The organism is Bacillus sp. Leaf49 (genome assembly GCF_001426125.1).
In the GTDB taxonomy this organism is placed as follows: domain Bacteria; phylum Bacillota; class Bacilli; order Bacillales; family Bacillaceae; genus Bacillus; species Bacillus altitudinis.
In genome coordinates this window covers 477,385-500,186 of sequence record NZ_LMRK01000012.1, presented here as the reverse complement: position 1 = coordinate 500,186, position 22,802 = coordinate 477,385, and the positions used below count along the sequence as shown (strand labels likewise).

Genomic DNA, 22,802 nt, shown 5'->3' with positions numbered 1-22,802 from the left:
GCATTAGAAAAAAAGAGGACCTCTCGAAGTCCTCTTTACCTTTATATATGTGACACAATCAGTTCACAAGATCCTTCAATGGTGAAGTTCCCAGTTTCAGCCGGCAGGATAAAATGGGCTCCTTTTGGCAGCGGATATGTATGTCCATTATGCTCTAAGGACCCTTCCCCATTAATAACGCTGCACAGCAAAAACGGATAATCTTGCGATAGCTCTACTTTTTGATCAATTTCCCATTTATACACAGAGAAATATTCTGCTTCTACAAATGTTCTAATGGTCACCCCTGGACGAGTTTCTACTGATTCATCTGCATAACCGTCTACATGAGGAACCGTTGTGACATCAATGGCCTGCGTGAAGTGAAGTTCACGTTCATGGCCATTTTGGTCTTTTCGTTCATAATCATACACCCGATAGGTCGTATCTGAACTTTGCTGCGTTTCGAGAACCAGTGTGCCTTCACATAGTGCATGAATGGTACCGCTTGGCACATAATAAAAATCGCCCGGCTTAATTTTCACTCGCCGCAAAAGGCCTTCCCAATCTCCACTGTTCATCATGGTCACAAGCTCAGTTCTCGTCCTTGCATTATGACCGTAGATCATTTCTGCGCCTTCTTTGCAGTCAATGATATACCAGCACTCTGTTTTCCCAAGCTCACCATTTTCATGTCTTTCCGCATAATCATCATCTGGATGAACTTGAACGGATAAATCTTGGTTTGCATCTAAAATTTTTGTTAAGAGCGGGAAGCGATCGCCTTCTATTCCCCCAAACAATTCTCTGTGATTGTTCCATAGTTCGATCAGCGTTTTCCCTTTATATGGACCGTCTTGCACGACACTTGGTCCGTTTGGATGAGCAGAAATTGCCCAGCATTCTCCCGTTTGATCAGAAGGAATATCATAGCCAAATTGATCCCTTAAGGCTGTACCTCCCCATATTCTCTCCTTCAATTCAGGCAGTAAAAAAATTGGTGACTGCTTCATTCAGGATGACTCCTCCCTTTGCTACCCTTTATAATCCTTGCCTAGCAAGATGAAAACTAGCAAGTCTCAACTTTTATTATGACGCTATCTAAAGAGAAGTCAATCCTTTCAGTACACCGAATGAAAACGATAACAAGAAAATCAATTTACCCTTTGACAGAGCCTGCAAGAAGCCCTTTCACAAAGTATTTTCCGAGTAGAATATAGACCAAAAGTGTTGGCAGCGCAGCCAAGATGGCACCTGCCATTTGAACATTCCATTGCACAATTTGACTGCCTGATAAATTTTGCAGTGCAACCATGACCGGCTGATTCTCTGCCGTGGTCATAGTGACCGCAAATAGAAACTCATTCCACACATTTGTGAATTGCCAAATGGCAACCACGACAAACCCTGTGATGGAAAGCGGCAGAATCATATGTCTGAAGATCCCGATAAATCCGGCACCATCCATCTTCGCTGATTCAATCATTTCATCAGGAATGCTTACATAAAAATTGCGGAACATGAGTGTTGTGATTGGCAGGCCATATACGACATGAACAAGCACAAGTCCCGGAATGGAGTTATACAAGCCGATTTCACGTAAAAATTGAATAAGTGGAATGAGGATACTTTGATATGGAATAAACATACCAAACAACATGAAGGTAAACACCACTTCTGATCCTTTAAAGCGCCATTTAGACAGCACATAGCCATTCATCGCACCTAATACAGCTGACAATAAGGTAGCAGGAATGACTAGATAAAGAGAATTCATTAAATTGGGTGATAACTTTTCAAAAGCGATTTTGTAGCTTGAGAAATCTAGTGTAGATGGGAGCGACCACATTCGCTCAAGGGTCACTTCACCTAATGGCTTTAAGCTTGTGACGAGCATGACATAAACAGGCATGAGAAAAAACAAACTGCACAGTATTAATAAAGCATAAAGAACTGGACGGACAAACCCTCTTGCGATCATGATGAAGCCCCCTTCCGACTAGACAGGAGATACGGCACGATAAAGACTGCAACAGAAATCAGCATAACGATCGCAATGGCGGCACCACCTGCATAATGGTTTCCTCTAAAGGTCATTTCAAACATATAAACACCTGGCACATCGGTGACAAAGTTTGCACCTGGTCCTGTCATCGAGTAAATCAAATCGAAGATCTTTAAAGAGATATGTGCCATGATAATGACGACACTCGCTGTGATTGGTTTTAACAGCGGGAAAATGATTTTCCAGTAGATTTGCCACTCGGTTGCGCCATCCATTCTAGCAGCCTCTCTCACTTCCTCTGGAATTCCTCTAAGACCAGCCAAATACATCGCAAGTGAAAATCCTGTCATCTGCCAGACAGCAGCGATGACAACTGCAATCATTGCTGCCGGTACACCAAACTCAATTTTCCCCCAGACAAATCCAGCTAAAATGTTCGTATCCGTGTACCACTTGGGCTGGATGCCGAGTGTTTTTAAAAACAGATTCACCCCAGTTGATGGATTTAGGATCCATTGCCACACAACACCTGTGACAACAAAGGAAAGGGCCATCGGAAAGAAAAAGAGATTCCGAAAAAGTGATTCCCCCTTTATCTTCTGATCTAGTAAAATGGCCAGCACAAGCCCAGAAGCAATGACTGCTCCAATAAAGAATAATGTAAAAAAGACCGTGTTTCGAAGATCTGACTGAAAGCGAAAATCTTGAAACAGCATGACATAATTTTTCATACCTGCGAAAGAAAAATCAGGAACAAGCGAGGTCCAGTTCGATAATGAAACATATCCTGTCCAGCCAATAAATCCGTAAACAAAAATGAATAATAAAACAGCTGACGGTGCTAAAAATAGCAGGGCAAGCAGCTGGTCTCCATTCCATTTTTTCCGAACACGTTTCACTTTTGCTGCTGGTGTTTTTGTGGTCGGCGATGTGTCCATGCGCATGAAGCTACACTCCTTTTTTTAAAAAAGAGGCGGTGCCTAACGGCCGCCTCTTTCATCTTTATTTCATTGAATCTTTTAAAGAAGAAACGAACTGGCTGCTGTCTTTTTGTGTCACGAAAATATTGACGGCTTGGTTCGCCTTCGTGACAAAACCTTCTTCAGCAGCTGAGCCATGCGCAAGAGACGGTGCCAGCTTTGACTCTTTAAACGCCTTCATTGCCGATTTTCCGTATTCATCATATTTTGATACATCTGCATCCACACGAGCCGGAATTGACCCTTTCAGCGGATTAAACGCATCCTGTCCTTCCACAGATCCTAAGACAGATAAGAATTTTTTCACGTTTTCTGGTTGTTTGACACCCTTCGGCAGTCCGAATGTATCCGTGATGACCATAAAGCTGCCCTCCGTACCAGGAGTTGCCACGTATCCAAAGTCTTTATTCACCTTCAAATCTAGATCATTCACAAAATATCCTTTTGCCCAATCGCCCATGACATTCATTGCAGCTTCCCCTTTTGCCACGAGTTGTGAGGCATCCTGCCAGTTACGCGAGCTATGATCGTCGTTGACGTACTCGAGCATACGTCCAAAGATGTCTGCCGCTTCCTTCACTTTTGCATCATCCATTTTTAAGTCGCCCGCCCAAAGTTTTTGATAGTCATCTGCACCTAATACACCTAGAAGAACGCTCTCAAACAAATGAGTCGCTGCCCAAGGTTCTTTATCCCCAAGCGCAAGAGGAGTAATCCCTTTTTTCTTTAAGGCATCGGCTGTTTTGAAAAATTCATCAAACGTCGTTGGCGGCTCTAAGCCCTGATCTTCAAATACTTTTTTGTTATACCAAAGCACATTGCCTCTGTGAATATTCACTGGAACGGAATAGATTTTCCCGTCTTTGCTCACAAGGTCAATCAGTGATTCTGGAAATTTATCCTTCCAGCCTTCTTTTTCATATAGATCATCCAGCGGCTCCATTTTACCTGCGGCTACCCAGCTCTCATTCAGCTCTGCTCCCCCGTGTACTTGGAAAGTAGCTGGCGGATCATCTCCTTGCATCCGGCTTGTTAGAACAGCCTTTGCATTCGTACCAGCGCCACCAGCGACAGCTGCATTTTCAATTGGAATGTCTTTATTTTTCTCTTCAAACAATTGAATGAGTGCCTTCAGTCCGTCTTCCTCACCTGCACCAGTCCACCAAGAGAAAATTTCTAGTTTCTCCGCTCCGCCCTCTTTTTTTGCATCTGAGTTCGTCGATGAACTGCAAGCAGAGACGACCAGCATACAGAGTGCCAATAAAGTAAAGCCTAATTTAAACTTCATCATGGATCCCCCATCCCCATTTTGTAAGCGTTATCAAAATAAGTATACTGGCAGATCCTTGCCTTTTTTCAGGCAAACTTCTTCACTTTTTTATGAAATTCTTCATTTTTTTACGACCTGTTTTCGATATTCCTTCGGTGAACAGCCAACCATTTTTTTAAACACACGACTGACGTAATTCGGATCAGTATATCCTGCTTGATAGGTGATTTCTTTTAAACTAAGCGAACTCTCTTTCAGTAGCTTCTTCATTTTATCCATCCTACAGGTCGTCACATATTCTTTAAACGTCAGACCTGTCTCATCCTTAAAGCGTTTGGTGAAATACGTCGGGCTTAAGTCAACATAGGCGGCCGTTTGCTCCAGCGTGATATGTTCGCAAAAATGTGTTTGAATGTATCGTTTCGCCCGTTCTATATCATTCACCGTCTGGGTTCTTGCTTCATACAGATCAAATAAATGTTCACAGCATTGGCGGCATTCTGTTTCTGTAGTGATAGCCAGGATAGGCACATCTGCACGAAGTCGTGATTTGAGTAAAATGAGCAGCTCTTTCACATGAGAAATGGTTGCCCCTTCTAATTGGAAGGCATCATAGTAAGCAATAGCATCATCTCTTCTCCCTTCTTCTAGTGCCAGCATCATGTCATCGGCAAGCTCAGGCAAGTTGATCAATACGTAGGATTGTCTATCTGTATGGTAAAAGCCATAACGAACAGCGCCGTCATCTTTTTTTCGCTGATAATAGGAAAGCTTCGCTTCTGCTGCACTTTTCTGAAGTTGAAGCGGATTTGAGACAGGATGACCCAAGCCAACGACAGAGGAATGCTGCTCGCTTGTCATAGCAGCGCGAATGGCTTGCAGTACATTCGCCTTTAGGTGACCAGGTGATTGATGGCTGTAAATCAAGCATGTAAACAGCTCACCGCTCACTTGGATAGGCACTGCTTGAAAAAGAGCAGACTCCTGCAAATGATTCAGGAGTTGATCCCCGCCTGTCCGCTGAACAGCGATCACTAGACCTGCTTGAAAATCCTGAAACAGCCGCTCAAACGCTGTTGAAGTATAAGATTGACCATTCAACACATGAGCTTCCAGCCATTTTGACTGCTGATTGACTTTCTCCGCCTGCCGCAGGGAGACCTCCTGCTGAATTTCTGCCGCAACAGAACGAATCGCTGTAATGGTTTCGTCTTTATCAGCTGGTTTGACAAGGTATTGTTTGACCCCTTCCTGCATGGCTTGCTTGGCATAATCAAATGTATCGTAGGCTGTCAGCATAATAAATTTAGTATAAGGGCAGCTTGCTTTGATCTGTTTGATCGCTGTGAGTCCATCCATGCCAGGCATCTGAATATCCATGAGCACAAGGTCAATTGGCTTAGACCGCGCCAATTCCACCGCCTTTTTTCCATTCGCAGCTTCCCCTGCAATATGACAGTCTGGCAGCCATTCGGTCATGAACTTACGCATCGCCATTCGTTCAATTTTTTCATCATCCACAATCAGCACGTTCAGCATGCTCGTTCCTCCTTGATTGGTATTGTCAATTGAATCGTGGTCCCTTCGTTTGGCTTTGAATCAATTTGAAGGGCATCCTGCACTCCGTAAAACAAACGCAGCCTCGACATCACATTTCGAAGACCAATTCCTGTCGAGTGACCTTTACTACGTGTGTCTGGATGATCTTCTTCCTCTTGCGATAGCAATCTCTTTTTCTCTTGATCACTGATGCCAAGTCCATTATCCCGAATCCGAATCATGACAAAGCCATCATCTCGATCAATAGAGAGCTCTACAAGCCCACCCTCTTCTTTTGGTTCTACCCCATGAATAAAGGCATTTTCGACAAGCGGCTGCAATGTAAGGCTCGGAATGTGAACAGATAGACACGACTCATCTATGGTCGTTTTGCATGTAATACGATCGGAAAATCTTGTTTCTTGTATATGAAAATATTCTTTTACCACTTTCACTTCTTGTTCTAACGTAACAGATGCGCTGAGAGGAGATAGAGAATACCGCATCAGCGTAGAAACGGATTGTATCAATCTCGATGTCGCATCAGCTGATTCTAAGTACGCCATACGTGAAACGATGTTTAATGTATTAAATAAAAAATGTGGATTCATTTGATTTTGCAGTGTTTTCAGCTTCATGTCTTTAATTTTCTGATCTAAAGCGGCCTTTTGCTTCATCTCTTCAATCATTACCTTCATCTCTCGCCGCATTCGCTCAAAGGCATGATTTAACACAGAGATTTCGTCCTTTGATGACACATGCAAATTCGGACCATCAAAATTTCCTTCTGATACTTCTTTGGCACTTCGTGATAGATGAACGATCGGTCTTGAAATTCCGCCCGCAATGATATAGGCCATCCATAAAGCGATACCTATCGATAATGTAAACAGACATAGAGTAAAAAGCGCATACGTTTGATGTCTTTTTTGAAGGGATTGGTAGAGTACTTGATACTCAGATAATTCATCATCCAAAAGAGTCATTGTCTGCTCTTGGATATAAGAGGACACGGTTCTTACTTCTTTCACACTTGCAGCATATTCTTTGATTTCCCCTTCTTTGACATGATTCATTGTCGCATCACTTTCGTTTATGAGCGTCCGCATCATATATTGATATTTTTCAATGGAGGGGATGGCGGCATGAAGCCCTGCATCTTTGAGCAATGCTTGATCATATGATGTCATTTTCTGTTTTGATTCAGCATACCCTTTGGCAAACGCCTGATCCTTTTCGATGGCAAAGGCGTTGACCTTTTCATACATCGTTTTTGCCTCTGTGGAAATATCATTCAGCAGGAGAAAGGAACGAAAGCTCTTACTATATTCTGATGTGATTTTTGAACTGCTCCAATACACAAAAAAAGCGGCCACATTGCCAAGGAGCACAAGAATTAAAAAAGCCAATAATAACTTACTTCGAATTCTCTTCATGGCTGAACCCCCTGTGGTCTTTCCGTTTGATGAAGGGGCAGGTCTCCTCGCCGAATCACACTCGTCCCTGTGTACTGCAGCGGTTCTTGTTTATCCCCTTGCTGCAAACGAACAAGAGATTCAACCGCTTGATAGCCCATTTCATAAGGGTGCTGTACAACCACTGCATCGATTTTCCCATCATCCAGCGCTTGAATCGTATCAGGCAATGTGTCAAATGCGAGCACATAAACATCTTTAGACGAATGATATTGCTCTGTTGCTTGAATAATGCCGACACCGTCTAATGCGCTTGTTCCATAAAATGCGGTGAGCTGCGTATGATCATTCAACAATTTATACGCAGCACCGGAAGCACCTGATTTCGTAATCGCCGACTCTTCTATTCCAGCAATATGAATGCGTTTCTCACCAGAAACGGCATCTCGAAACCCCTTCACGCGAAGCTTCTGGTGAATCGCATCAAGCCGTCCCGTCACAATGCCCACATACTGCTCGCCTTTTGTATCAGCGATGAGTGCCTGTCCGGCGATAAAACCGGAATAATAGTTATCTGTCCCGACATACACTTGACGCTTGCTCCCCTCTGCATCGGTATCGACTGTGACGACATCTATACCTTTCTCTCTTGCTTTTTGAAAGAGCGGTTTGTATTTCTTTGCATCAAGCCCTTGTGTCATAATGCCGTCCACATGACCAGCAATCGCCATATCAATGGTTTTCAGGTGATCATCCAAATCAGCCTGCTTTGGACCTAGGTATTCAAGATACACCCGATGAACTTCCGCCGCATCAGCAGCTCCCTTTTGCACCAATTGCCAATATTCATTATCAAGTTCCTCCGGTACAAGAACAAAGTGATATCGATAAGTTGATACCGCCTCATCGGAAGCGCTTTCAATTTTAACTAAATCTTGACCTAATACAGATAAAAAAAGAACAGATATAACACAAAATGTGAGAAATGCGCCCATTCCGAACAACTTCGACCATTTCATTCACATTCCCCTCCTTCCATTGTTGCCTCATAAAAAAAGAGCTGCTTATAAAAGCATACTCTCTCGACCTCTATAATTCCTTTGTCATAAATAAACTGTTTGGATCTTCTTGGTATGAACCAAAAGGCGGACAATATTGAAATCCAAAGCTTTCATATAATTTTCTTGCCGGTTCAAAGAAAGCAATCGCACCTGTTTCAAGGCTGACTCTTTTATACCCCCGCCGCTTCGCCTCTTGGAGAAGGTGAGTCAACAGATGCTTCGCCACGCCTTTTCGCATATGGGCTGCTGCCGTCCTCATCGATTTGAGTTCACCATGTTCACTTGATAGCTCCTTGATGGCTCCGCAGCCAAGAAGCGCCTCTCCATCCCTTGCACTCCATACTGTGACGTCTTGTTTTTTCAGATCGTCTAACGGAAGGGCATGAATGCTTTCTGGCGGTGAATGTTTTTTCATCTCTTCTAAATGAGCTTGAATCAATTGTTCAATTTGACCATCTTTTAGTTCATCTTGTTGAATGTACATATCGACCTCTCCTTTATGCTCATTTTACGTGAAAAGATGCGTCTTCTGAGCTTTTTTGTCAGATAAACGAACAAACAACCGGCAGTCATCCGCCGGTTGTTTATGTGAACTACATGATGGTGGAAGAAAGAACAGCCTGTAATTCTTCCGCTGTACTGTTTTCAAGCTGGCTACCGACACCTACTGCCACGGCTCCTGCTTCAAGCCACTTTGGCACATCGACTGGATGAATGCCTCCTGTTGGGATGAACTCAACCTCTGGAAACGGGCCTTGCAAATTTTTCATATAAGACAAACCGAAAGAGCCGCTCGGAAAAAGCTTTAACACGCTGTATCCATTTGCTTTTGCCTGCATAATTTCACTCGGGGTCAAAACACCTGGAACGTAAAGTGTATCGTGAAAAGATAGGTGCTCTCCGATGACAGGAAGGTATCCTGGACTGACGATAAATTGAGAGCCGGCTTCAATGGCTGATTGTGCCTGCTCAAGCGTTGTAATCGTTCCGGCTCCGACAATCAAGTCGTGGTCATGCTGGTAAGATGCAATGATCCGCTCTGCATTGGGCGTGGTATATGTCACTTCGATGGCCCGCACCCCTTTTTTCTTTAAACGAGCAATCATCTCTATCCCCTCTGCTTCACTACCTCCTCTGACCACCGCAATGAGTTTACAAGCTGCGAGCTTCTCTTTAACGCTCATACTTGCTGACTTTCCCATACCTCTCATCTCCCTTCATATCGTGTCGCCTTTGATATCGTTTGGCTTCTTTTATAAATGCCTGAAGCTCTTTTCGAGTCGGCAGTCCCTCGTGATCTCCTGGGGACATGACTGCAAGTGCTCCAATGGCATTGCCTCTTGCTACCGATTTTTCATATGATAAACCGTCCAGCAGACCGCTCATCACTCCCACTGCAAATCCATCACCAGCTCCGACTGTATCCACGACATGAGACACATGGAAACCATCCACTACACCTTGGCCGGATGCACTTTTGAAATAGGCTCCTTCCGCTCCCAGTTTAATGACCACAAGCTTGACGCCTTTTTGTAAATAAACATCCGCAATCGCTTCCGGCTCATGACACCCCGTGAGTCTTTGACCTTCTGCAAGCCCAGGGAAAAACCAATCTACTTGAGCAGCCATCTGATTCACCGTATGAATCATGTCTTCTTCCTCTTCCCATAGTTGAAGTCTCAGGTTCGGGTCAAAGGAAATGGTTTTTCCTGCTTCTTTCATTTCTTTAAGGGCATGAAAAGAAAACGCTCTCATTTCACTAGACACAGCAGGCGGGATTCCGGTCATATGAAGATGTCCTGCCTGCTGAAAATAAGTGGACGGGAAATCGCTTGCGTTCAATGTGCTCGCAGCAGAGCCTTTTCGGTAGTACGTCACATCAGGGTCTCCATCGATGACTTTTGATTTAAGCAATATCCCTGTTTTGGCTCCATCATTTGAACGGAGTACTGCCTTCGTATCGACCCCTTCTTTTTGAAGCTCTTCTAAAATAAATGTACCAAGTGAGTCCGCCCCGACCTTGCTCATCCAGCCAACGCTAAAGCCTAATCTTGCCAAGCCGACCGCAACATTACTCTCTGCACCAGCAAGTGCTTTTTGAAACGTATGCACTTGGTGAAGCTCGCCAATTTCTTTTGCATAAAACATCGCCATTGATTCCCCAAATGTGATCACATCCAATGCTTTCACTGATTTCTCCCCTTTCTTGGTACCGGTTTCAAAACAGTTGAAAAAGAGAGAGCATGCACGTATGTATACTCTTCTCTGCCTGACGTTTATAAAGATTTTCTCACAATGATTTCTCCATCAAGTTGAATGGTCTGGGGTGCACTCTTATCCCCTTCAAGACGCGTCTTGATTTTTTGCATCGCCGCTCTCCCCATCTCATGAGATGGCTGCGCCACCGTAGTGATGCCTGGCCCGATCAGCTTATACCATTCTGTATCATCAAATCCAGCAATGCCTATCTCCTCAGGAATCTTCACCCCAAGATCGACGAGTTCACTGATGAGCTTCAGCATAAGTAATCCATTGCCTGCTAAAATCGCTTTTTTCTGATGGTTTGATTGTAAAAACCGACAAATCTCATCTCGCATTTGTTCCTTTTGCTTCAAATTGATTTCTGCAATCATAGGTGTCTTATGTTGACTCATGGCCGTCTGTTCATAGGCTTCTTTTCGTTCTTCACGTGGACTAATCCCATCGACCGGCTCAGTAAAGAAAGCGATATGTTCGTAGCCTTTTTCATACATCTGATGAAGTAGACGAGCCGTGATGTCACGGTTATTCGTTGTGACGGTATCGACCTTGAGTTCAGGTAACTTACGGTCAACAAGAACAATCGGTACACCGTTTTGCTTAAAGTCTTGCAAAATGTCATTGTTTTGACCGGTCGTATTGATGATCAGCCCTTCAATATAATGCGCATTCAGCTTCAGAAGCATTTCTCGTTCTTTTTCTGGACGATTATCTGTGTTGCACACCATGATGCTGTATCCATATTCATCACAAATCTCTTCCACACCACGAAGTGTCGCAACAGAGAACGGGTTCGTAATATCAGCCACAATAAAACCAATGACCTTGCTCTTTCTTACTTTCAATCCTTGGGCAAGCTGACTCGGACGGTAATGGAGCTCCTCAATGGCTTTTTTAATCTTTTTTACCTTTTCAGGAGAAATTTCATTTGTTCTGCCATTGATGTATCTGGATACCGTTGATTTTGAGACACCTGCATATGCTGCAACTTCGTTAATGGTGACTTTCGTTTGCTTTTTCTCTTTCATACAAAAAACTCCCAAGATCGATCTTCTCATTTGTTTCGAAACCGATTTCAAATAAACTTAAAAAAAGCATACCACAAGTTAAGCTGTATCAGAAGATTTTTTTCATAAAAATGAAGAAAAAAAGCTTTTATACAAATAAAGAAAGCGATTTCAAATTAACGGTTGACGCCGCTCTCTTTTTCCTCTAGAATTTTCCTTGAAACCGATACCAAATAAAACAATCATATGTTTCAGATGGAAAGGGAGGCTTATCTCAAATGGAAAATCGTTATGCTGTACATCCTGAGCAGGTCAAGCGTTTTACAACAGAGGAACTTCGTCGTCATTTTCATATTCCGACACTTTTTGTCAGTGGTGAATTGAAGCTGTATTATTCGCATGAGGACCGTGTGGTGATTGGCGGTGTTATGCCGACATCAGAACCGATCAAGCTAGATGCCGGCGACTTTTTACGTACAGAATATTTCCTTGAAAGACGGGAAATTGGCATTGTGAATGTCGGCGGCCAAGGTACGGTTACAGTCGATGGTGAGTCATTTGTGCTGGAGCATAAAGATTTCTTATATATTGGACTTGGACACGAACATGTACAGTTTGCTAGTTCATCAGGTGAGCAGGCCAAATTTTATCTTGTGTCAGCCACAGCTCATAGAGCGTATCCGACACAAAAGGCTGCGATTGCTGAATTAACACCGAATCATTTAGGGGAAGCATCCGCCTCGAACGTACGGAATCTGTATCAGGTCATTCATGCAGACGGCATCCAAAGCTGCCAGCTTATGATGGGCATCACTCAGCTTGAAACCAATAACACATGGAACACGATGCCTGCTCATATACATGACCGGCGGATGGAAGTGTACTTATATCTTGATATAGAGGAAGACGCACGTGTCTTTCATTTTATGGGGGAGCCATCTGAAACGAGACATCTCGTTGTGGCAAATGAAGAAGCCGTCATCTCACCTGCCTGGTCCATTCATTCAGGCTCAGGTACCGCAAATTATTCATTTATTTGGGCAATGGCGGGAGAAAACTATACGTTTAAAGATATGGACTTTGTCCCGATGGACCAGCTGAGGTAATGAGATGACGACGACATCATATGTAGCGTCCCTCTTTTCCCTCGAAGGCAAAACAGCTCTTGTCACAGGTCCTGGAACTGGTATTGGGCAAGGTATTGCCGTAGCGCTTGCCCGTTCAGGTGCAGATATCATCGGCACCTACCACCATACGCCGCTTGATGAAACAAAAGAACTTGTCGAACAGACCGGCAGATCATTTCATGCGATTCAAGTAGACTTTTCAGACCCTAAGTCCGCAAAGCGGGATGTTGATGCCCTTTTAAAGCAGCATTCAATTGATATTTTAATCAATAATGCTGGGACCATTAAAAGAGAAGAGGCCGCTCAATATTCAGAGGAAAACTGGCATACTGTGATGGATGTGAATATCAACAGTCTCTTTTTCCTCACGCAAAAGGTCGGACAGCAGATGCTGAAAAAAGGGCAAGGGAAAATTGTCAATATCGCTTCCCTTCTATCATTTCAAGGTGGTGTCTTTGTTCCCGCTTATACAGCAAGTAAGCATGCTGTCGCAGGTTTGACGAAAGCTTTTGCAAATGAATGGGCAAGTCAGCATATTCAGGTCAATGCGATCGCGCCTGGTTATATTGCAACCAATAACACGCAAGCCATTCGTGACAATGCGAACCGGAATGAAGAGATTCTGAAACGAATCCCCGCTGGACGCTGGGGACGGCCTGAAGATCTAGCAGGTGCCGCCGTCTTTCTCAGCTCCCCTGCCTCTGATTATATGAACGGTCATATTTTAGCCGTAGATGGCGGCTGGCTGGCGAGATAAACATGTGAAGAGAATTCCTATTTTAGGGGATTCTCTTTTTTCTATTTGCATAATTCTTCTCCTTTCGAGTCACTCTATAAAAAAAGACATGAGGGTGAGGTATTATGAAAAGTCGTATTGAACAAGATATAGAGTCCGTCATTCAGCGTGTCAAAAGCTTTGCCGGCAAAAGTGATGATATCGTGTTCCACTCTTTTTCATTTGGTCCTTCCGCTGTCTCTGCATGTCTCGTGTACGTTGAAGGACTCACAGAATTTGAGATGCTTTCCAAACAAATCATTTCACCTATGCAAAAGGAACTGACCATTACCGAGGTCGACCACACCACACTTTCTTCCCTTTCTAAAACGTTCTTTGGCATTCAAAATGATGTGCTGGAAGATATGAACCTTGCCATCGAGCAGTTATACAGCGGCAGGGCTATTTTATTTGTGGATAGGGCCACTCAAGCGCTTGCGCTCCATACGAATCTTTTTCAATTTAGAGAAGTAGAGGAGCCGCAATCAGAAGTCCTTGTTAGAGGACCAAGGATTGGATTCATTGAGAATCTTGAAAAAAACACGGCATTGCTTCGTGAACGGGCAAACGATCCGAATCTTGTCATTCAAAAGGTGAACATAGGTACTCGTAACAAGAAATCTGCTGCTCTTGTGTATGTTCGTGATATCGCAGACCCCAAACTAGTAGATGATGTATTCTCTCGTATGAAGCAAATCAAAATGGATGATATTCCTGAGAGCGGCTACATAGAACAGCTGATTGAAGACAGTCATATCTCTATTTTCCCGCAGATTCAAAATACAGAACGTCCTGATCGGGTGATTGCCTCTGTGCTCGAAGGAAAGGTGTCTATTTTGCTCGATGGGACGCCGTTTGCCCTCATTATGCCGATGACACTCACTGCCTTGATGCAATCACCGGAGGATTATTATCAAAGATGGACAAGTGCGACTCTTTTGCGTTTGCTCCGTTATATTGCCGTGCTTTTGACGATCTTTTTACCGGGACTCTATATCGCCCTTGTTTCCTATCATCCTGGTTTATTACCAACACGAATGGCACTTACCATCGCAGGCAGCCGGCAAAATGTGCCCTTTCCTCCTGTAGTGGAAGCCATTTTGATGTCGTTTACGATTGAACTGCTGCGGGAAGCTGGACTTCGTCTTCCTAGGGCGATCGGGCAGACGATTGGACTGATTGGCGGCGTCATTATTGGACAGGCGGCTGTCCAAGCCAATATCGTCAGTGCCTTAATGGTCATTATTGTGTCTCTGACGGCACTAGCCGATTTCACTGCTCCATCATATGATTTCAGCTTCCCCTTACGCATTCTGCGGTTTATGGCGATCTTCAGTTCAGCCATGTTTGGATTATACGGCCTCATCATGTGTTATTTATTTGTACTTTGTCACTTGATGCAGCTAAAGACCTTTGGTTTTGACTATTTCACACCTGTTTTGTCTTCACCGTTTTCAGATTTAAAAGATACGTACGTTCGTTTACCAATAGGGCTATTTAAATCGAGACCGAAAACAGCCAAAACAAAAAATCTCAAAAGACAAGGAGAGTAAACGATGTACAGAGCTGAGAAGCTATCATTGTTACAAGTCACCATTCTGTGCAGCTCTACAATGATAGGCGCTGGAATTTTAACCATTCCTCGCAGTTCTGCCAATTCAGGATTCCCTGATGGCTGGATCATTGTATTAATACAGGGAGTCATCTTTGCTTTCGTTGCTTTTTTGCTAGGTTGGATTGCGGAGAAGAATGCACCGGATACCATTTTTGAATCGAATACAAAAGGAGCCGGTGCCTTCTTTGGCACGATCTTTAACCTAATGCTGATCGGTTATTTACTAGCCATTGTTGGCTTTGAGGCGCGTGTACTGGGGGAAGTGGTTCAATTTTTCCTGCTGCAATCGACCCCGATGACCGTGATTGTGATGATTTTTTTACTGGTGGCCACCTATCATTTAAAAAGCGGAATTTTTCCGGTAGTGAAAATGGTGACATATATTTATCCGATGACCATGATCATTTACATTGGGCTCATGCTGTTTAGTTTGAAAATATTTGATTTTGATTATTTACGCCCGGTAATGGCTCACGGGTTTAAAGATTTTAGTAATTTGTTCTCTCAAACATTTATTCAATTTACAGGCTTTGAAGTCATTTTGTTTGTCGTACCGCTTATCTATAAAGACAAATGGTCAAAAGCGAAATGGGCCGCAGCGATCGGTGTAGGGATCACCACACTTATTTACTCCCTCACGCTCTTTATTGTGATTGGTTCCATGACGGTTGGAGAAACGAAATCACTCACCTGGCCCACTGTCTCACTCATTCAAGCGCTAGAACTAGAAGGGGTCTTCATTGAACGCTTTGATATTTTCTTACTGACGATCTGGACGTGCCAGCAGTTTATTTGTATGCTTGGCTTTTTCCAATTTGCTATTAAAGGCTGTCAAACGGTTTTTAAGACAACCAATTTAACGAGACTGCTATGGTTGCTGTTTTTGTTGACCTCAGCTCTCTCTCTTTTTCCGAGAAATATCAATGAAGTCTTTTACTATTCGACTTTACTCGGCTATGCATTATTCGCTGTTTTAGCGATTCCTTTTATAACAGCTGTTCTGCTCATGATACGTAAAAAATGGGGAGGTCGATCTGCATGAAAGTGCGGCGTTTATGGCTCACCTTTCTGTCTTGCTGTCTTTTGCTTTTATCGACAGGTTGCTGGGACTTAAAAGATATTGAGAAATTATCGTTTGTGCGCGGTGTTGGCATTGACGAGGAAGATGATAACGGAGTCAAACTCACCTATCAAAACCTTGTCCCTAAAATGGGCGGAACACAAGAAGCAGATTCCCCTGGCTATGTGAATGTCGTCTCAAAGGGGAAAAATGTACTGGAAGCAGTCAGCAATGTCGCTTTGAAGGACCCGCCGATTTACAGTGATCACCTCAAAATCTTTTTGTTTGGCAAAAATCAAGCCGAGCATCATGATATTCAAGGAACACTCAATCACTTTATACGAGATGATGAGGTTCGAAGAAGCAGCTACCTCTTAGTGTCACGCCATGAGGCATCAAAAGTCATCAATCAAAAATTAAAATCACAACAAAGGGTTCCAGTCGAGCATATTTTTGAAACATCAAAAAACCGGAGCTTTAACGGGAAAATTTTACTGCCAACACGTATTGGGCGAGCGTCGGATTACTTTCAGATGGGTACAAGCTTTCTTGTCCAAAGTGTGGATGTCGTAAACGGAGAACTCACCTATGATGGTGCAGGCATTATCCATGGAAAAACACGAAAGCTGATAGGATTCATACCAGCAAAAGATGTCCAATCTTTAAACTGGGTCATGAATCGCATCTCAGGCGGAGTCGTACCCGCCACCTACAAAGGCTTTCCGATTACGTATGAAATCAAGAAAGCAAAATCCAAGATTGAACCCTATCTGAAGAACGGAAAGATTTCCTTTAAAATTAGTGTGCAAACAAACGGGAAACTATCAGAAGATCAATATCCCCCTGAAAACTCATACGATGAGCAATACATCAAACGATTTGAGCGCATTTTTGAACGCAAAATCAAAGAACGCATTCAAAAAGCTGTCCACCACATGCAAAAAGAAGTTGGTGTTGACCCGATCCTTTTAAATCGGCAGGTGCGCATCAAGTATCCAGACTTTTGGGATCAGCACCGCAATGAATGGGATACACTATTTCAAGAAGTAGACATTGCATATGACGTCAAAGTGAGCATTTTGAACTTTGGTGCAGAAGGCGCAACGAAAAGCTTTAAATGGTAGCACAAAAGGCGGATTGCCGCCTTAGATGGTTGACAAAGGGCTTAAATGAACTTTGTTTTAGCCCTTTGTCTTCTTTTCAGCATGATAGAAAACCTTTGCAGTCTAGGAAGGACGAGGACCGGAGCAGAGCGAATGAGGGATTCGCGAGCACCGGTGCGCAGGACTGACAAAGAATGGGGTTTGCCTACACGCTGAGGCGGATTACCCGGAGGGGGAACCGCCTTTTTTACGTGCAACGATCAAAAGCTGATAGAGCGTCACTTGATCAGATAATGCTTTTGTTTGAAAGCCAAGTGACTCTCCTACTCTCGCCACTTCGTCAAAAAACAATTGAACGTTTTGATCAATTGGCACATTGATCGGCTGTTCAATCACGCGATGAAACAAATGGTCTGGAAAGAGCGCCCGCATTGTGTTTGGTGTGAAAAATCTCATATGTGTTCGATCTAAAATCCCCACATCTTGATACGTAAAATCACCTGCCAATAAAGGCAGCAGTACTTCCGCATGCATCATATTAGGTAAGCAGCAAATGATCACGCCTCCTGGTTTTAAAGACGCATGCGCTTGAGCAATCATCTGCCATGGGTCTGACACATGCTCTAACACATCAGAAAAGATCACAGCATCAAAAAAAGCTTCTTTCTCTGACCAAGGATACGCCTCCGCTTTTGTCTCAATCACTTCTTTGTAATACGCCTTTGCTATCTCTGCTTTTAATGCATCCGCCTCTACTCCGTACATGTCAACAGACTGCCGGTTGATCAGTTCAAGTCCTGTCGCCCCAGCACCGCAGCCAACATCCAGCACACATCCGGCATCCTCAGGGAGCAGTGCTGCAAAATATGGATGGGGCGTTATCAGATTTAAATCAATGCCCCATTTATCTAAAAAACGAAGCCTGTTCTCCGCAAACAATGTAGAGATGTTCGTTTCTTCATTGGCATTGAAGGTAGCATGACCGTGATGATGCACAAAAGAATCATGGACGATTTGCAGCTGGTACCCCTTCAGCAATGAGCGCAGACAAAGGTCATCATCCTCAAATGATCCATATACAAACCGCTCATCAAATAACCCTACATCCTCGATCAGCTCTCTTTTGACCAGCAAACAAAAACCAACAAGTCTGTGCACATATGTTCTTTGACCTTTTCTCGAAGCCGTATATGCCTTTGCAAAGGCAGGAAGCTCCTTCACATCTGTGTAAGATGGCTGAACGAGCTGAGGACCACTCACATAATTGGAGACAGGGCCTACCATGCCAATACGATCTGATGCAAAAAGGGCTTCTCTTAAAGGCAAAAGCCAGTTTTCGGTCACAATCGTGTCGTTATTTAAAAAAAGAAGACTATCTCCTGTTGCCTTTTTCGCCCCTTGGTTACAGCCCTTGGCAAAACCTTGATTCTTCTCGTTGTCAATCAACACGACATCTTCCAGTTGTCTCACATATTCCTTTGTTCCGTCTGATGAAGCATTATCCACGATAATGAGTTCATATTCATCAGGCCGAGTATGCTTCTTGATACTGTCGATACATTTTTTCGTTAGGTGCAGTTCATTGTACGTCAGCATCACAATGCTCGTTTTTCCTTTCATCTCATTTCCACCTTTCGCCCGCCTGTTCCATATGTATGTCATAGGCAGCACGTTCAGAAGATGAGTGATTGTCCTTTCTTGATTAAACGTTTGTTTAACAAAGGAAGACCAGCTGCCTCATGCAGCTGGTCTTTTTTCATACCGTTTCCCCTTCATCATTCACGACGGCACGGTTTCTCTTTTTTAAATCTTCTTCAATCTCTTCAAGACTTTTCCCTTTCGTTTCTGTGACTAAATATTTCACAAATAAGAAGGCACCTATGCCGATGGCTGCATAAATAAGGAAAAGGTTACTGATGCCAATTGCACTTAACAAGGTTGGGAATGTGAGCGAGATGATCAAATTCCCTGTATGCAGTAGGAAGGTCGATACCCCCGTACCGATTCCCCGGACATGTACTGGGAACAGCTCCGGCAGCATCACCCATACGACCGGGCCCCAGCTGACAGCAAAAATGACGATGAAAAGTCCTAAACATATAATCGTCGTCCACCCTGCAGCTGTTGATCCCTCGAAAAAACGATTGACCACTGCTAGAACAATCAAACTAAGGACCATCCCTACATTTCCAAATAGGAGTAACGCTTTCCGCCCGACACGATCAATGATTTTAATCGCAACAAACGTCATGACAACATTGACTGCACCAATTCCTACAGTTCCTAAAATGGCTGCTGAATCGCCAAAGCCGACACTTGTGAATGTTTTTGGTGCATAATAAATGATCGTATTTGTCCCAATAAACTGCTGTAAAAAGGCTAAACCGACACCAGCAATTAAAGCGGGGCGCACCCATGGTTCGAGTAATTCCTTAAGACCGCCTTTTTCTTCACTTTCTGCTTTTTGAATATCCGCAATTTCGTCTTCAACTTCTTGCTTGCTTTGTCTAAGTTTTGACAATATTTCTTTCGCCCGGTCCGCCTGTCCTTGGACAAACAGCCAGCGAGGACTTTCTGGCATAAACAAAATACCACATAACAAGAGGACAGAAGGAACAACGGCAATTCCAAGCATCAGACGCCATGCCTCTGCATCTGCTAAAACGTAGTTCACAATATAGGCAAGAAGAATACCAAATGTGATCATGAGTTGGTTTAATGAGGAAAGTGCCCCTCTTGATTCCTTTGGCGCAAGTTCAGATAAATATAATGGAACAATCGTCGTCGAGCATCCGACAGCAAGTCCTAGCACGATTCGGAATAAGACCATGACCTCCGTATTCGGTGCAAGGGCTGTTCCAAATCCGCCGATAATAAATAAAATGGCTGCGGCGATTATCGCTTTTTTCCGTCCGAATTGATCTGTCAGTTTTCCAGAAAGAGAAGACCCGAGCATCGCCCCGATTAAAATCGAGCTGACCACAAGTCCCTCTGTAAATGCATTTAAACCTAAATCCTCTTTCATAAATAAGATAGCGCCAGAAATGACACCTGTATCGTAACCATATAAGGCGCCGCCAAGTGCGCCGAAGAAATAAAGCCACCCATTCCGATTTTTCATGATCATAACCCCTCTTTTATCTATGTAATGACTGGATGTTTCTCTATGAAAAATCATTTTCCTCACTTCCTGTCATTTCAAACATTTCGATGTTTTATGACAAATATATTTCATTTGCGTATCATTGAAACTTTTTTAGATAAGGAAACGTCAATTAAGCGTTAGTGAAAAAAATGTCGCACTATATCCCGTTTTAAGGTATATTTGTTTTAGTTTGTAAGCAGGAAGAAGGACATCTTTACTATAAAATCATAGCGAGGGTTTAAATATATGGATCAAACAAGAAGTAAACGCAAAGGCAAAAAGCGTTTAAAACCATGGGTGAAAGTCACTCTTTTTATTTTTGGTATTCTTTTACTGACAACCGCTTCTGTCACCGGCTATGCCTACTATAAAGTGACATCGGCTGCGAAAAAAGCACAAGTCTCTCTAGACCGCGGTGCACAATCTGTCAAACGGATTGAAGCATTTGATCCTGGAAAAGATAGCTTTTCTGTCTTGCTGCTTGGCATTGACAGCAGACCAGGCGAAACCGTCAAACAAGCACGAAGCGATGCAATGGTATTAGCAACAGTAAATCGTACGAATAAAACCGTGAAATTATTAAGTATTCCAAGGGACTCATATGTTAATATTCCAGGTCATGGTTATGACAAAATTACACATGCACACGCATTTGGTGATGCAGACCTCACGGTAAGTACAGTTGAGAATTTACTAGATATTCCTGTCGACTTTGTGATTGAAAGTAATTTCAAAGCATTTAAGGAAATTGTGAATGAATTGAATGGTGTTTCCGTTAACATTAAAGATGAATATGTTGTGAAACAGATTCTTAAAGATACAAAGGGCAAAGTTCAGCTGCAAACGGGTACTCACACACTAGATGGTGATCAAGCTCTCGCTTATGTGAGAACAAGAAAAGCAGACAGTGATCTCATGCGCGGACAGCGTCAAATGGAAGTTTTAAAAGCCATTTTCGATAAATCAAAATCAGTAACGTCTATTCCGTCTTATGACAATATCATAGATACTCTAGGTGATAACGTCTCAACTAACCTGTCAATGAAAGAACTAGTCGGTCTTTTCCCACTACTCACTTCATTGAAATCTGTTGATACGATTCAACTAAAAGGCTCTGATTACCAGCCAAATGGCGTTTATTATTACCAATTGGATCAAAACCAACTGAACGAAGTCAAAACGGAATTGAAGAAACAGCTTGAATTATCATAAAAACAGAAAGCGTCCTTTTGGGCGCTTTTTATGTGTTGAAAAAGGTGTTTGCCCTTTTTCTTCTTTTAAGCGTGATAGAAAACCTTTGCAGTCTAGGAAGGACGAGCACCGGAGCGCAGGACTGACAAAGAATGCGAGGGTTTGTCTACACGCTAAAAGCGTCCTTTTGGGCGCTTTTTCTTATATCCTTGATCAATTGACCATTTTTGTTTAGCCTTAAAGAGAGGAATCCACGATCCGACTCTTTCATGAGAATGAAGGAAATCGTACATACTTTGAAGAGGCTATTGCATGAATGAAGGAGGATATAACAGCAATGAAAAAGATGATTGCGATTGATTTAGACGGTACACTCTTAAATACGAAAAGTGAAATATCCGCTCAAAACCGGCAAGCATTGATTCGTGCGAAGGAAGCTGGATATATTGTGACCATTTGTACAGGGCGCGCGACTTTTGATGTAAAAGAGCTTCTTGGGGATTTGGACATTCCCATTATTGCGGCAAACGGAGGAACTGTCCATACAGAAGGGTACAAGCTCTTCAGCAGAATCACCCTTGATCAAGAAGCTGGAAGACGTGCTGCAAAGGAATTAGTGGAACGGAACATTTATTTCGAGGTCTATACAGACGATGCCCTCCTTTCCCCATTTGATGGAAAAGAAAAGCTTAAAGCTGAATTTGATATGATCAAAAGTGCCAATCCTCATGAGGATGTAGCTGATTTATGGGAAGGGGCGATGACTCAATTTAAACAGTTTGGCATCAAACCTGTCGATGACATCCGTCAAATTTTCGAGTCGAATGAACCAACTTATAAATTACTATGCTTCTCCTTTGATATGAATAAGCTGCAAGAAGCACGAGATCTTCTTTCTAAGATGCCTGAGCTCTCCTTGACCTCATCTGGAGAACATATCATTGAGGTACTGCCAAAAGAGTCAGGTAAAGGACATGCCCTCAAAAAACTTGCAGCCCATTATGGCGTAGACCGATCCGATATTTATGCGATCGGTGACAGCCCCAATGATCTATCCATGTTCGATGAAGCAGGACACAGGATAGCGATGGGGAATGCGGTGGATGTCATTAAAGAAAAAAGCACCTATATCACAAAAGGCAACCACGAAGATGGCGTCGCTTATTTTATTGATCTGCTTTTGCAGAATCAATTCCAAGAAAAAAAGACGCTTGTCTGATCAGCGCCTAGTGAGAAGTCGAGAAGTCCGATCTGAGCATTGATCGGGCTTT

Annotated in this window: 20 protein-coding genes; 7 read left to right on the top strand and 13 right to left on the bottom strand. The window is 43.2% G+C overall.

Annotated features, from left to right (window positions below; genetic code table 11):
- Nucleotides 1-41: 41 nt before the first annotated feature.
- The 11 genes from manA to ASG46_RS09250 all read right to left on the bottom strand — a co-directional run bounded on the left by manA (nt 42) and on the right by ASG46_RS09250 (nt 11,536).
- Nucleotides 42-992 carry a mannose-6-phosphate isomerase, class I gene (gene manA / locus ASG46_RS09300; protein WP_041507862.1) on the bottom strand — a complete coding sequence of 317 codons (951 nt, stop codon included), beginning with the start codon at nt 990-992 and terminating at the stop codon, nt 42-44.
- A 146-nt stretch (nt 993-1,138) separates the two neighbouring features.
- Nucleotides 1,139-1,960: a carbohydrate ABC transporter permease gene (locus ASG46_RS09295; protein ID WP_007499907.1), complete on the bottom strand. Its 822-nt coding sequence runs from the start codon at nt 1,958-1,960 to the stop codon at nt 1,139-1,141.
- The gene (locus tag ASG46_RS09290) at nt 1,957-2,928 is read right to left on the bottom strand and encodes a carbohydrate ABC transporter permease (RefSeq protein WP_017359986.1); all 972 of its coding nucleotides are present in this window, start codon (nt 2,926-2,928) and stop codon (nt 1,957-1,959) included. Before ASG46_RS09290 ends, ASG46_RS09295 begins: the two co-directional genes overlap by 4 nt.
- 58 nt (nt 2,929-2,986) lie before the next feature.
- On the bottom strand, nt 2,987-4,255 hold the full coding sequence (locus ASG46_RS09285) for an ABC transporter substrate-binding protein (protein ID WP_035389707.1): 1,269 nt from the start codon (nt 4,253-4,255) through the stop codon (nt 2,987-2,989).
- Between the two features lie 99 nt (nt 4,256-4,354).
- Nucleotides 4,355-5,773 carry a response regulator transcription factor gene (locus tag ASG46_RS09280; RefSeq protein WP_056704262.1) on the bottom strand — a complete coding sequence of 473 codons (1,419 nt, stop codon included), beginning with the start codon at nt 5,771-5,773 and terminating at the stop codon, nt 4,355-4,357.
- The gene (locus ASG46_RS09275; RefSeq protein WP_056704260.1) at nt 5,767-7,209 is read right to left on the bottom strand and encodes a sensor histidine kinase; all 1,443 of its coding nucleotides are present in this window, start codon (nt 7,207-7,209) and stop codon (nt 5,767-5,769) included. Before ASG46_RS09275 ends, ASG46_RS09280 begins: the two co-directional genes overlap by 7 nt.
- Complete coding sequence (locus ASG46_RS09270) at nt 7,206-8,207, bottom strand: sugar-binding protein (RefSeq protein ID WP_056704259.1); 1,002 nt, start codon at nt 8,205-8,207, stop codon at nt 7,206-7,208. The genes ASG46_RS09275 and ASG46_RS09270 overlap by 4 nt, the downstream gene beginning before the upstream one ends.
- Nucleotides 8,208-8,277: 70 nt before the next feature.
- On the bottom strand, nt 8,278-8,733 hold the full coding sequence (locus ASG46_RS09265; RefSeq protein ID WP_056704257.1) for a GNAT family N-acetyltransferase: 456 nt from the start codon (nt 8,731-8,733) through the stop codon (nt 8,278-8,280).
- A gap of 109 nt (nt 8,734-8,842) precedes the next feature.
- Nucleotides 8,843-9,451, bottom strand: a complete 609-nt coding sequence (locus tag ASG46_RS09260) for a bifunctional 4-hydroxy-2-oxoglutarate aldolase/2-dehydro-3-deoxy-phosphogluconate aldolase (RefSeq protein WP_056704255.1) — start codon at nt 9,449-9,451, stop codon at nt 8,843-8,845.
- The gene (locus tag ASG46_RS09255; protein WP_080934065.1) at nt 9,423-10,439 is read right to left on the bottom strand and encodes a sugar kinase; all 1,017 of its coding nucleotides are present in this window, start codon (nt 10,437-10,439) and stop codon (nt 9,423-9,425) included. Before ASG46_RS09255 ends, ASG46_RS09260 begins: the two co-directional genes overlap by 29 nt.
- Nucleotides 10,440-10,525: 86 nt before the next feature.
- Complete coding sequence (locus ASG46_RS09250; protein ID WP_017368168.1) at nt 10,526-11,536, bottom strand: LacI family DNA-binding transcriptional regulator; 1,011 nt, start codon at nt 11,534-11,536, stop codon at nt 10,526-10,528.
- Between the two features lie 257 nt (nt 11,537-11,793).
- Between ASG46_RS09250 and kduI the strand changes: the two genes are divergently transcribed.
- The 5 genes from kduI (at nt 11,794) to ASG46_RS09225 (ending at nt 17,216) form a co-directional block, all read left to right on the top strand.
- On the top strand, nt 11,794-12,621 hold the full coding sequence (kduI, locus tag ASG46_RS09245) for a 5-dehydro-4-deoxy-D-glucuronate isomerase (RefSeq protein ID WP_017368169.1): 828 nt from the start codon (nt 11,794-11,796) through the stop codon (nt 12,619-12,621).
- 4 nt (nt 12,622-12,625) lie between these two features.
- Nucleotides 12,626-13,399, top strand: coding sequence for a 2-dehydro-3-deoxy-D-gluconate 5-dehydrogenase KduD (kduD, locus tag ASG46_RS09240; RefSeq protein ID WP_056704252.1), 774 nt, complete (start codon nt 12,626-12,628; stop codon nt 13,397-13,399).
- Between the two features lie 104 nt (nt 13,400-13,503).
- A complete protein-coding gene (locus ASG46_RS09235) occupies nt 13,504-14,970 on the top strand; it encodes a spore germination protein (protein WP_035702242.1) in 1,467 nt (488 codons plus the stop codon).
- Between the two features lie 3 nt (nt 14,971-14,973).
- The gene (locus ASG46_RS09230) at nt 14,974-16,074 is read left to right on the top strand and encodes a GerAB/ArcD/ProY family transporter (RefSeq protein WP_056704251.1); all 1,101 of its coding nucleotides are present in this window, start codon (nt 14,974-14,976) and stop codon (nt 16,072-16,074) included.
- Complete coding sequence (locus tag ASG46_RS09225) at nt 16,071-17,216, top strand: Ger(x)C family spore germination protein (protein ID WP_056704249.1); 1,146 nt, start codon at nt 16,071-16,073, stop codon at nt 17,214-17,216. The genes ASG46_RS09230 and ASG46_RS09225 overlap by 4 nt, the downstream gene beginning before the upstream one ends.
- 201 nt (nt 17,217-17,417) lie before the next feature.
- On the opposite strand, the gene ASG46_RS09220 is transcribed toward ASG46_RS09225, so the two are convergent.
- Both ASG46_RS09220 and ASG46_RS09215 read right to left on the bottom strand, forming a co-directional pair.
- On the bottom strand, nt 17,418-18,815 hold the full coding sequence (locus tag ASG46_RS09220; protein ID WP_041507876.1) for a bifunctional glycosyltransferase family 2 protein/class I SAM-dependent methyltransferase: 1,398 nt from the start codon (nt 18,813-18,815) through the stop codon (nt 17,418-17,420).
- A 136-nt stretch (nt 18,816-18,951) separates the two neighbouring features.
- The gene (locus tag ASG46_RS09215) at nt 18,952-20,316 is read right to left on the bottom strand and encodes a sugar porter family MFS transporter (protein WP_089374136.1); all 1,365 of its coding nucleotides are present in this window, start codon (nt 20,314-20,316) and stop codon (nt 18,952-18,954) included.
- A gap of 270 nt (nt 20,317-20,586) precedes the next feature.
- Here ASG46_RS09215 and ASG46_RS09210 point away from each other — a divergent pair, with 270 nt between their 5' ends.
- Both ASG46_RS09210 and ASG46_RS09205 read left to right on the top strand, forming a co-directional pair.
- Entirely contained in the window at nt 20,587-21,552 is a 966-nt protein-coding gene (locus ASG46_RS09210; protein ID WP_008343248.1) for an LCP family protein, read from the top strand.
- A 316-nt stretch (nt 21,553-21,868) separates the two neighbouring features.
- Nucleotides 21,869-22,750: a Cof-type HAD-IIB family hydrolase gene (locus ASG46_RS09205; protein WP_173408353.1), complete on the top strand. Its 882-nt coding sequence runs from the start codon at nt 21,869-21,871 to the stop codon at nt 22,748-22,750.
- Nucleotides 22,751-22,802: the final 52 nt, after the last annotated feature.

Bases quoted from the DNA above. Each gene is read 5' to 3' on its own strand.
- ASG46_RS09205 (WP_173408353.1), top strand. From the start codon at position 21,869: ATGAAAAAGATGATTGCGATTGATTTAGACGGTACACTCTTAAATACG.
- ASG46_RS09260 (WP_056704255.1), bottom strand. From the start codon at position 9,451: ATGGGAAAGTCAGCAAGTATGAGCGTTAAAGAGAAGCTCGCAGCTTGT.
- ASG46_RS09275 (WP_056704260.1), bottom strand. From the start codon at position 7,209: ATGAAGAGAATTCGAAGTAAGTTATTATTGGCTTTTTTAATTCTTGTG.
- ASG46_RS09295 (WP_007499907.1), bottom strand. From the start codon at position 1,960: ATGATCGCAAGAGGGTTTGTCCGTCCAGTTCTTTATGCTTTATTAATA.
- ASG46_RS09230 (WP_056704251.1), top strand. From the start codon at position 14,974: ATGTACAGAGCTGAGAAGCTATCATTGTTACAAGTCACCATTCTGTGC.
- ASG46_RS09215 (WP_089374136.1), bottom strand. From the start codon at position 20,316: ATGAAAAATCGGAATGGGTGGCTTTATTTCTTCGGCGCACTTGGCGGC.
- ASG46_RS09220 (WP_041507876.1), bottom strand. From the start codon at position 18,815: ATGAAAGGAAAAACGAGCATTGTGATGCTGACGTACAATGAACTGCAC.
- kduI (WP_017368169.1), top strand. From the start codon at position 11,794: ATGGAAAATCGTTATGCTGTACATCCTGAGCAGGTCAAGCGTTTTACA.
- ASG46_RS09225 (WP_056704249.1), top strand. From the start codon at position 16,071: ATGAAAGTGCGGCGTTTATGGCTCACCTTTCTGTCTTGCTGTCTTTTG.
- kduD (WP_056704252.1), top strand. From the start codon at position 12,626: ATGACGACGACATCATATGTAGCGTCCCTCTTTTCCCTCGAAGGCAAA.
- ASG46_RS09250 (WP_017368168.1), bottom strand. From the start codon at position 11,536: ATGAAAGAGAAAAAGCAAACGAAAGTCACCATTAACGAAGTTGCAGCA.
- ASG46_RS09235 (WP_035702242.1), top strand. From the start codon at position 13,504: ATGAAAAGTCGTATTGAACAAGATATAGAGTCCGTCATTCAGCGTGTC.
- ASG46_RS09280 (WP_056704262.1), bottom strand. From the start codon at position 5,773: ATGCTGAACGTGCTGATTGTGGATGATGAAAAAATTGAACGAATGGCG.
- manA (WP_041507862.1), bottom strand. From the start codon at position 992: ATGAAGCAGTCACCAATTTTTTTACTGCCTGAATTGAAGGAGAGAATA.
- ASG46_RS09290 (WP_017359986.1), bottom strand. From the start codon at position 2,928: ATGCGCATGGACACATCGCCGACCACAAAAACACCAGCAGCAAAAGTG.
- ASG46_RS09285 (WP_035389707.1), bottom strand. From the start codon at position 4,255: ATGATGAAGTTTAAATTAGGCTTTACTTTATTGGCACTCTGTATGCTG.
- ASG46_RS09265 (WP_056704257.1), bottom strand. From the start codon at position 8,733: ATGTACATTCAACAAGATGAACTAAAAGATGGTCAAATTGAACAATTG.
- ASG46_RS09270 (WP_056704259.1), bottom strand. From the start codon at position 8,207: ATGAAATGGTCGAAGTTGTTCGGAATGGGCGCATTTCTCACATTTTGT.
- ASG46_RS09210 (WP_008343248.1), top strand. From the start codon at position 20,587: ATGGATCAAACAAGAAGTAAACGCAAAGGCAAAAAGCGTTTAAAACCA.